7 protein-coding genes are annotated in these 8,921 nt (G+C 63.6%); 5 read left to right on the top strand and 2 right to left on the bottom strand.

Annotated features, from left to right (window positions below; genetic code table 11):
• Positions 1 to 212: 212 nt before the first annotated feature.
• Together LU493_RS10920 and LU493_RS10915 are read right to left on the bottom strand one after the other, a co-directional pair.
• Positions 213 to 1,895: an AMP-binding protein gene (locus LU493_RS10920; protein WP_275287827.1), complete on the bottom strand. Its 1,683-nt coding sequence runs from the start codon at positions 1,893 to 1,895 to the stop codon at positions 213 to 215.
• A 197-nt stretch (positions 1,896 to 2,092) separates the two neighbouring features.
• Positions 2,093 to 2,536, bottom strand: a complete 444-nt coding sequence (locus LU493_RS10915) for a MerR family transcriptional regulator (RefSeq protein WP_275287826.1) — start codon at positions 2,534 to 2,536, stop codon at positions 2,093 to 2,095.
• Between the two features lie 210 nt (positions 2,537 to 2,746).
• Between LU493_RS10915 and LU493_RS10910 the strand changes: the two genes are divergently transcribed.
• The 5 genes from LU493_RS10910 (at position 2,747) to LU493_RS10890 (ending at position 8,921) form a co-directional block, all read left to right on the top strand.
• On the top strand, positions 2,747 to 3,913 hold the full coding sequence (locus tag LU493_RS10910; RefSeq protein ID WP_275287825.1) for an acyl-CoA dehydrogenase family protein: 1,167 nt from the start codon (positions 2,747 to 2,749) through the stop codon (positions 3,911 to 3,913).
• Positions 3,914 to 3,934: 21 nt separating this feature from the next.
• Entirely contained in the window at positions 3,935 to 5,068 is a 1,134-nt protein-coding gene (locus LU493_RS10905; protein WP_275287824.1) for an enoyl-CoA hydratase/isomerase family protein, read from the top strand.
• Between the two features lie 178 nt (positions 5,069 to 5,246).
• Entirely contained in the window at positions 5,247 to 6,149 is a 903-nt protein-coding gene (mmsB, locus tag LU493_RS10900) for a 3-hydroxyisobutyrate dehydrogenase (RefSeq protein ID WP_275287823.1), read from the top strand.
• Positions 6,150 to 6,274: 125 nt separating this feature from the next.
• A complete protein-coding gene (locus LU493_RS10895) occupies positions 6,275 to 7,456 on the top strand; it encodes an acyl-CoA dehydrogenase (RefSeq protein ID WP_275287822.1) in 1,182 nt (393 codons plus the stop codon).
• Positions 7,457 to 7,715: 259 nt separating this feature from the next.
• Positions 7,716 to 8,921, top strand: coding sequence for a CaiB/BaiF CoA transferase family protein (locus LU493_RS10890; protein WP_275287821.1), 1,206 nt, complete (start codon positions 7,716 to 7,718; stop codon positions 8,919 to 8,921).

Below are 8,921 nucleotides of genomic sequence, written 5' to 3'. Positions count from 1 at the left end.
CCGGTCTCGGCTTCGCCGGGAGCTATAAGCTGGAAGAGCGCGGCTAACGCCGCTGGAAGCTGGAAGAAAAACCACCCGGGCTTCGCCCGGCCTCGGCTTCGCCGGGAGCTATAAGCTGGAAGAGAAATCAACCGCACCTCACCGGGTCTGTCTGGTTTTGACCTTGGGGTTACTTCCAGCTTCAAGCTTCCGGCTTCAAGCTTAAGACAGCTTCACAGCCCCAATTCGTGCACGGCTTCTTCCCGCATCTTGAATTTCTGGACCTTGCCGGTGACGGTCATCGGGAATTCGTCGACGAATTTCACGTAGCGGGGGATCTTGAAGTGGGCGATGCGCCCCTGGCAGAAAGCCTTGAGTTCTTCTTCGTCGAGGGTTTCGCCTTCGCTGAGCTTGACCCAGGCCATGATCTCCTCGCCGTACTTCTCATCGGGCACGCCGATGATCTGGACGTCGGAAATGGCGGGGTGGGTGTAGAGGAAGTCCTCGATTTCGCGGGGGTAGATGTTCTCGCCGCCGCGGATGATCATGTCCTTGATGCGACCCACGATGGCCACATAGCCTTCGTCATCCATGGTGGCGAGGTCGCCGGTGTGCATCCAGCCGGCCGAGTCGATGGCGTCTGCGGTGGCCTCGGCGTTGTTCCAGTAGCCGAGCATCACGCTGTAGCCCCGGGTACAGAGTTCGCCGGGCTCGCCTCGTGGCACCGCGGCGCCGTCGTCCGGGCTGACCAGCTTTACCTCGAGATGGGGGTGAATGGTGCCCACCGTGGTCACCCGTTTCTCGAGCGGCGCGTCGGTCTGGGTCTGGAAGCTCACCGGGCTGGTCTCGGTCATGCCGTAGCAGATGGTGACGTCCTGCATGTGCATCCGCTCGATGACTCGGCGCATGACCTCGATGGGGCAGATGGAGCCGGCCATGATGCCGGTGCGCAGGGAAGAGAGATCGAAGCGTTCGAAGTCAGGATGCTCCAGCTCGGCGATGAACATGGTCGGTACGCCATAGAGCGTGGTGGCGCCTTCCTCGCTGACGGCCTCGAGCGTGGCCAGGGGATCGAAACCGTCGCCCGGATAGATCATGGCGGCGCCATGGGTCACGCAGCCGAGGTTGCCCATGACCATGCCGAAACAGTGATAGAGCGGTACCGGAATCACCATCCGATCGGTTTCATCGAGCTTCATGGTACGTGCCACGAAGAACCCGTTGTTGAGGATGTTGTGGTGGGAGAGGGTGGCACCCTTGGGCGCGCCGGTGGTGCCGGAGGTGTACTGGATGTTGATCGGCTCGTCGAACTGCAGGCTGGCCTGGCGCTCGGCCAGGCGTTCGGCGGGGACGTCGTCGGCATGCTCGAGCATGGCCGACCAGTGCCACATGCCGGGCAGGACACGGGTATCGTCGAGGCAGATCACGCGTTTCAGCTCGGGCAGCCGTTCCGAGCGCAGCGACATCGCGCTCTCGGCCTCCTGGAGTTCCGGCACCAGTTCCGCCAGGGTCGCGACGTAGTCCGAGCCCTTGAAGGCGCCCTGCAGAACCAGCGTCGAAGCACCGGACTGGCGAAGGGCATATTCCAGCTCGTGGGTACGATAACTCGGGTTGATGTTGACCAGAATGGCGCCGAGCTTGGCGGTGGCGAACTGGGTGATGGTCCATTCGGCGCAGTTGGGCGACCAGATGCCGACCCTGTCGCCTTTCTCGACCCCCAGCGCCATCAGGGCACGGGCGGCGCGATCCACCGCATCGCGGAGATCCTGCCAGCTGTAGCGCAGGCCCTGGTGGCGACTGATCAAGGCATCCCGCTCGGGGAAACGGGCCACGGTATCGTCGAAGCAATCCCCGATGGTCTGCCCCTTCAAGGGCGTGTCGCTGATACCGCTGACGTAACTGATGTGGCTTGGCATGGCGGCTCCTTTTGTTGTTAGATCGCGGCTGGCGCCGCTATTAGCTTGAAGCTGGAAGCTTGAAGCCGGAAGTAACCCCAAGGTCAAAAGCTTGAAGTAACTCCAAAACCAGGCCCTGGGGTAGAGGGAAATGGGTTTTTCATCCAGCTTCTAGCTTCCAGCCGCGAAGCGGCGCTCTTCCCGCTATGATCTAGCTTTCAGCTTGTTTCCCCCAGTTGACGCAGGACGTCTCGGGCTCGCTGGTCCACGTCATCGATCTCCAGGCGCATCAGGCGAATGTCCTCTTGCTGACGCTCGAGGTTGGCACGCTTTTCCTCGAGTATCTCGAGCAGGCGCTTGAGCTGGCGTGCGTTACCGTCGGGCATGGCGTCGTACATCATCACCACTTCGCGGATTTCGGCCAGCGAGAAGCCGAGTCGCTTGCCCCTCAGGGTCAGCTTGAGTCGGACCCGGTCCTTTTCGCGGTAGATGCGTTTCTGGCCTTGCCGAGAGGGGGCCAGCAACCCTTCCTGCTCGTAGAAGCGAATGGTGCGAGGCGTGACCTCGAACATTCTGGCCAATTCACCGATGCTGTAAGTACGCTGCTGCCGGGGCAGGGCGTCGGTATTCTCATCGGGCTCCTGGGATGGCGATCGACTCATATGACGTTGTTTCCTGTAGCCGGGCGGGTTTCCCGCCTCGTCTGGCAACCCTAGACGAGGTTTACGTTAACGTAAAGTGCTTGTTCGACCATGGGGTGATATGGGATAAACCTAGCAAGTGCTAGGTTGGTGCCGCGCCAGGCCGGAAACCCCGGCGGGTCATTCATCACCGACCCGGCATTCCACTGCCGTTCGATGAGAGGTTCCCCCATGGATTTTGCGCTGACCGAAGACCAGAAGGCGTTGGCCGACGCCGCCGCCGATTTTGCCCGAGCGGAACTTGCCGAGCATGCCGCGGAATGGGACGCGAATTCGCACTTTCCGGTGGACGTGATTCGCCGGGCCGGCGAGGCGGGCTTTCTCGGCATCTATACCCCAGAGGAACACGGTGGGCTCGGCCTGTCGCGGCTGGAAGCCTCCTTGATCTTCGAGCAGCTCGCCCAGGGCTGCGTGTCCACCACGGCTTATCTGACCATTCACAACATGGTGACCTGGATGGTCGCCAGTTGGGGGGACGATGCCCTGCGAGCGCGCTATGTCCCGGCCATGATAGCCGGTGAGGCGCTGGGCTCCTACTGCCTGACCGAGCCGGGCGCCGGCTCCGATGCTGCCAATCTGAGGACACGGGCGGTCAGGGAGGGGGACGATTACCTCATCAATGGCTCGAAGATGTTCATTTCCGGTGCCGGTGCCACCGAGGTCCTGGTCGTGATGGCCCGTACTGGCGAGCCGGACAGCGGGGCGGGCGGTGTCTCGGCCCTGCTGGTGCCGGCGGACGCCGAGGGCATCGAGTACGGCAAGAACGAGGAGAAGATGGGCTGGAAGAGTCAGCCCACGCGGCTGGTCAGCTTCGATGATGTGCGCGTGCCGGTCGGCAATCGGCTGGGCAAGGAGGGTGAGGGCTTCAAGTTCGCCATGAAGGGACTGGATGGCGGTCGGCTCAACATCGCCAGCTGCTCGCTGGGGGCTGCCCAGCATGCCCTGACGCTATCGCGGGACTATATGGCCGAACGCAAGCAGTTCGGTCGGGAACTGTCCTCCTTCCAGGCGCTGCAGTTCAAGGTGGCCGATATGGCCAGCGAGCTCACCGCGGCCCGACTGATGGTTCGTCATGCTGCCTGGCGCCTCGACCAGGGCGACCCGGAGGCCACGGCGCATTGTGCCATGGCCAAGCGCTTCGCCACCGATGTCGGTTTCAATGTCTGCAACGAGGCCCTGCAACTGCACGGCGGCTATGGTTACATCCGGGAGTATCCCCTGGAACGCCTGGTGCGCGACACCCGCGTGCACCAGATCCTCGAGGGAACCAACGAGATCATGCGCTTGATCGCCGCCCGTCGGCTGCTGGCCGATGGCGTCATCGAGTCGCTTCAATAACCGGATACCAGGAGAACAGCGATGTCGGACCTCGCGGTTTGCTTCGACGAGCTGCCCACGCGTGGCGGCGGACGTATCGGCGTGGCCAGGCTCAATGCACCGAAGGCCCTGAACGCCTTGTCGCTGGAGATGATCCAGCAATTGAGCGACAGGCTCGATGCCTGGGCGGTGGACCCTCGGGTGGTAGCCGTCTGGCTCGAAGGCAGCGGCGACAAGGCCTTCTGTGCCGGGGGCGATGTGGTGGCGCTGTATCGCTCGCTGCAGGAAGCCGACCCATCGGACTTTCCTGCGACCTATTTCACCGCCGAGTATCGTCTCGATCATCGTATTCATACCTATCCCAAGCCCTTGCTGGTCTGGGGCGATGGCATCGTCATGGGGGGCGGTCTGGGCCTGATGGCCGGCGGTTTCCAGCGACTGGTGACCGAGACCACGCTCATCGCCATGCCGGAAATCACCATCGGTCTGTACCCCGACATCGGTGCCAGCTGGTTCCTCGGTCGCATGCCGACGGGGATCGGGGCCTACCTGGGTCTGACCGGCGCCCAGCTCAATGCCCGCGACGCACTGGACCTGGGGATGGCGGACCGCTTCGTGCCACGGGAACGCCGTGACGACCTGCTCGGGGCCCTGGCCGAGGCCGATTATGGCGAACGTGAAGTGTCGACCTGCCGTCGCGTGGCGATGGCCGTTCTCGACCGGTTCGAGGCGCGCCATCAGGCTCCCGATGGGCAGGTGTGGCGGCATCGTGATCATCTCCAGGCCATGGTCGACCGAAGCGACGTGACCGAGGCGGTGTCTCGCCTGCTGGCCGATCACAGTGACGACCCCTGGCTGGCCGCCAATCGGTCCAGGCTGGAAACGGGCTGCCCGATGACCGCGCATCTGGTGTGGCGCATGCTGGAGCGCCATCGTCACGGCAGCCTGGCCGATGCCTTCCGCGACGAACTGGCGCTGTCGGTACAGTGCTGCCATCGGGGCGACCTCGCCGAGGGGGTGAGGGCGCTGCTGATCGACAAGGACAAGCAGCCCCGTTGGTCCCATCGTGATGTGGCCAGCGTGCCGGATACGGAGGTGCGAGCGCTCATGACATCGCCCTGGGAGGATGAGAAGCATCCCCTGAGGGATCTGGGAGTCGGGCAGAGAATCCAATAAGAGAGCATTTCAAACGCTCGACGGTAGTGGGCACCGTAAAAGCCCGTTTCGCTCGTCGACTTTTAAGGCAGCGCTTCCGTCGGCTTTTAAGACAGGCTTCTGTCGACGTTTAAGACAGTGTTTTGGAGTTGGCGAACGAATCCAAGAAAAGACTCACCAATGATCGAGGAGCAGTGCCATGAAAATCGCCTTTATCGGACTCGGCAACATGGGCATGCCGATGGCCACCAACCTGGTCGGGGCCGGCCATGATGTCGTGGTTCATGACCTCGTCGAGAGTGCCATGGCGGCGCTGGAGAAGGAGGGCGCGAGGCGTGCGGAGAGCGCCGAGGCGGCTTGCGCCGAGGCCGAAGTGGTCATCTCCATGCTGCCAGCCGGCGTGCATGTTCGCGGGCTCTATCTGGGCACCGACGGCCCGGGCCTGCTCGATGCCCTCGCTCACAAGCCGCTGATCATCGATGCCTCGACCATCTCGCCCGACGACGCTCGCCTGGTGGGCGAGGCTGCCACCGAGCGTGGCCTGACCTACCTGGATGCGCCGGTATCCGGCGGTATCGGTGGGGCCAGGGCCGGCACCCTGACCTTCATCGTCGGCGGTGACGAGACGGGCTTCGAACAGGCTAAACCCGTGCTCGAGTGCATGGGGCGCAATATCTTCCATGCCGGCCGGATCGGTGACGGCCAGGTGGGCAAGATCTGCAACAACATGCTGCTCGGCATCCTGATGAGCGGTACCGCCGAGGCGCTCGCGCTCGGCGTGAAGAACGGCCTGGATCCGGCGGTACTCTCCGAGATCATGAAGCAGAGCAGCGGCGGCAATTGGGCACTCAACGTCTACAACCCCTGGCCTGGGGTAATGGAAGGGTCGGCCGCTTCCCGGGATTATCAGGGCGGCTTCCTCACCGACCTGATGGCCAAGGACCTGGGACTGGCCTGGGAGCTGGCACTCAAGACGCGGTCTGGTGTGCCCATGGGCTCCCAGGCGCGTAACCTCTTCGCCCTGCATAGCGCCCAGGGCAATGGTGGTCTGGACTTCTCCAGCATCCAGAAACTCTATCGGGCCGGCGAAGACGACGCCTGAGCGACTCGTCATGGCGGTAGCCTCGGTGCGGGGGCGGTTGTCGGGTGCGCCTGGCGGTCGAGGGGTTGGCAGCGGTATCATTTGAATCTACATTGTATGGAAATGTAGATATTTTGGAGCGCCTCATGAGTCAGATCACTCCCGTTACCTGGGACGATCCCTTTCGTCTGATCGATCAGCTCGACGGGGAGGAACGGCTCGTCCAGCAGACGGCCCGGGACTACTGCCAGGACAAGCTGCTGCCCCGGGTGCTGGAGGCCAATCGGCATGAGCGCTTCGATCGCGAGATCATGACCGAGATGGGCGAGCTCGGCCTTCTGGGCGCCACCATCGAGGGGTACGGCTGTGCGGGCATGAATTACGTCAGTTATGGCCTGATCGCCCGGGAAGTGGAACGCGTCGATTCCGGTTATCGCAGCGCCATGAGCGTGCAGTCCAGCCTGGTGATGTACCCCATCCAGGCGTTCGGCAGCGAGGCCCAGAAGGACAAGTACCTGCCTCGGCTGGCCAGCGGCGAATGGGTGGGCGCCTTCGGCCTCACCGAGCCGGATCACGGCTCGGACCCCGGCAGCATGTCCACGCGGGCCACGCGCACCGAAAGCGGCTGGCGGCTCAATGGGACCAAGACCTGGATCACCAACTCGCCCATTGCCGATGTCTTCGTGGTCTGGGCCCGGGACGACGAGGGCCTGGTGCGTGGCTTCGTCCTGGAGAAGGGCATGGCCGGCCTGTCGGCGCCGAAGATCGAGGGCAAGTTCAGCCTGCGTGCCTCGGTGACCGGCCAGATCGCCATGCAGGACGTGGAGGTCGGCGACGAACAGCGCCTGCCCGAGGTGACCGGCCTAAAGGGGCCGTTCTCCTGTCTCAATCGCGCTCGCTACGGTATCGCCTGGGGCAGCATGGGGGCCGCCGAGGCCTGCTGGCATGCCGCGCGCGATTACACTCTGGAGCGCGAACAGTTCGGCCGCCCCCTGGCCGCCAATCAGTTGATCCAGAAGAAACTCGCCGACATGCAGACCGAGATCGCTCTGGGGCTTCAGGCCGCCTTGAGGGCGGGGCGCATGATCGATGAAGGCCAACTGGTGCCCGAGGTCATCTCGCTGATCAAGCGCAACAACTGCGGCAAGGCACTGGATATCGCTCGCCAGGCCCGGGACATGCACGGCGGCAACGGCATCAGCGACGAATACCATGTGATCCGCCATATGATGAACCTCGAGGCGGTGAATACCTACGAAGGCACCCACGATGTTCATGCATTGATTCTGGGGAGGGCTCAGACCGGCATTCAGGCGTTCACGGGTTAGGTGTGAGGGGTAAGTTGTAAGTTGTAAGTTGTGAGGTGTGAATGGGGTGCACCCCGTGTACCTCAAGCCACCCGTCGATTCATGCAGTGTTCAGCGTCACCGGAGGTATGGTCCGGAGGGCGATGCAGCCTGTAACCAGGAGCGAGGGGGCAAGCCGAAGAGGAGGTCCGACGCCAAGGATGGCGTCGGTAGCGCCCATGGATGGGTTCATAGCGCCTCCTCGTAGGCTTGCCGCCGAGCCTCTGTGAAAGGAACCAGAATGAGCGGACCATTGGCAGGCGTCGTGGTGCTGGATATGTCGCGGGTGCTGGCCGGTCCCTGGGCGGGTCAGTTGCTGGCGGATCTGGGCGCTCGCGTCATCAAGATCGAACATCCCGAGCGCGGCGACGATACCCGCGGCTGGGGCCCGCCCTGGTGGGAAGGCGAGGCGGATGCCGAGCGACTGGCCGCCTATTACTTGTGCGCCAATCGCGGCAAGCGTTCGCTGGCCGTGGATATCGCCACCGAGGGCGGACAGGCACTGGTCCGGGAGCTGGCCGCCGGCGCTGACGTGTTGCTCGAGAACTTCAAGGTGGGCGGCCTCGCCAAGTACGGGCTGGATCCGGCACACCTGCGTGAGCGCAATCCACGGTTGATCGCCTGTTCGATCACCGGGTTCGGTCAGGATGGCCCCTATGCCGGACGAGCCGGCTACGACTTCATGATCCAGGCCATGGGCGGACTGATGAGCCTGACCGGAGAGCCCGAGGGCATACCGATGAAGACCGGGGTGGCCATCACCGACGTCATGACCGGTCTCTATGCCACCATCGGGGTGCTGGCGGCGCTCCATGAGCGCCGTTCGACCGGCGTCGGACGGCATATCGACGTGGCGCTGCTCGACGTCCAGCTGGCGACCCTGGCCAATCAGGCCCTGAATGCTCTGGTGACGGGGGAGAATCCCGAGCGTCATGGCAATGCCCATCCCAATATCGTGCCTTACCAGGCCTTTGCCTGTGCCGATGGCTATCTGGTCCTGACGGTGGGCAACGACGCCCAGTTCGCCCGACTGGCGGGCCTGTTGGGCCATCGGGAATGGGGCGAGGATCCGGCCTATGCCACCAATGCCGCCCGGGTAGCGCATCGCGATGCGCTGGTGCCGAAAATCGCCGCGGTCTTGCTGTCACGGCGGCGCGACGACTGGCTGTCGGAGCTGGAGACGCTGGGTATCCCCGCCGGTCCGATCAATACCCTGACCGAGGCCTTCGACGACCCCCAGGTTCGCCATCGCGGCCTGTACCGGGAATTCTCCCGGCATGGGCAACGCTTGCCCCAGGTAGCCAACCCATTGCGCTTCGATGGCCAGAGTGCCACCAGCGACACACCGCCGCCGGCACTCGGCGAGGACAGTGACGCCGTGCTCACCGAGATGGGGCTTTCTTGTGAAGAGATCGCCGAGCTGAGGCGCCGAGGCATCGTGCGGTAA

The organism is Halomonas elongata (assembly GCF_029081005.1).
GTDB lineage: Bacteria > Pseudomonadota > Gammaproteobacteria > Pseudomonadales > Halomonadaceae > Halomonas > Halomonas elongata_B.
This window is presented reverse-complemented; position numbering and strand designations above follow the sequence as displayed.